We start from the raw sequence: 827 nt of genomic DNA, 5'->3' as shown, positions 1-827 counted from the left end.
GCCGTCCCCAATACTTCTTCTTTACGTGCGGAAATTCTTCAAACAACTTACTCGATGTGCGCCCCTTAATTCGTCTCATGATCTCACTTGGAGCCATATTTGGAGGACAACTCACCAATATGTGTACATGATCTTTGCTAACTACCCCTCGAACAATCCGTATCTCGAACGCTTCACAGGTCTGCCTGACAAGCTCCCGTACCCGTTCCGCCAACTCTCCTGTCAGTACCTTGTATCGATACTTCGTTACCCATACAAAGTGGTACTCTATTTGATAGACCGTATGACTGCCGTATCTGTAATCCATGCCTACCTCCAAGGTTACAGGTACAGTATCGCAGCTAAAGCTGACCGGCTAAAGCCGGTGGTTTAAACCTTATGATGGAAAATTATTAATTCATCCGTCCTTCTACTTGCAGTGCGACGGTGTAGAAAACGTTGAACACTATTCTCCCTGTGGATTTCGCCCGTAGCGATCCTTCACATATCGATCCACAATCCCCATAAACTGCACCGCGATATCATCTCCCTTAAGGGTAGCCACTTTCTCTCCATCCACAAATACCGGTGCAGAGGGACTCTCTCCGGTACCCGGCAGGCTGATGCCGATATTGGCCTGCTTGCTCTCACCAGGGCCATTGACCACGCATCCCATCACTGCCACCGACATCTCTTCCGCACCTGGGTATTGCCGGCGCCAGACCGGCATCTGAGCACGCAGGTGGCTCTGCACATCCTTGGCCAATTGCTGGAACAGAGTACTGGTGGTGCGCCCACAACCGGGGCAGGCCACTACCATCGGCGCAAAGGCCCTTAGTCCCATCGAC

1 protein-coding gene and 1 pseudogene are annotated in these 827 nt (G+C 51.5%); both read right to left on the bottom strand.

Going from position 1 to position 827, the window contains the following annotated elements; genetic code table 11:
* On the bottom strand, positions 1-307 hold a 307-nt coding region (gene tnpA / locus G9Q73_RS05995; RefSeq protein ID WP_177421296.1), incomplete at its 3' end, for an IS200/IS605 family transposase.
* 138 nt (positions 308-445) lie between these two features.
* Positions 446-827 (bottom strand): annotated as a pseudogene (gene ispG / locus G9Q73_RS05990) (flavodoxin-dependent (E)-4-hydroxy-3-methylbut-2-enyl-diphosphate synthase); the annotation flags it as partial.

This window comes from endosymbiont of Lamellibrachia barhami, assembly GCF_011947365.2.
In the GTDB taxonomy this organism is placed as follows: Bacteria; Pseudomonadota; Gammaproteobacteria; order Chromatiales; family Chromatiaceae; genus QGON01.
This window is presented reverse-complemented; position numbering and strand designations above follow the sequence as displayed.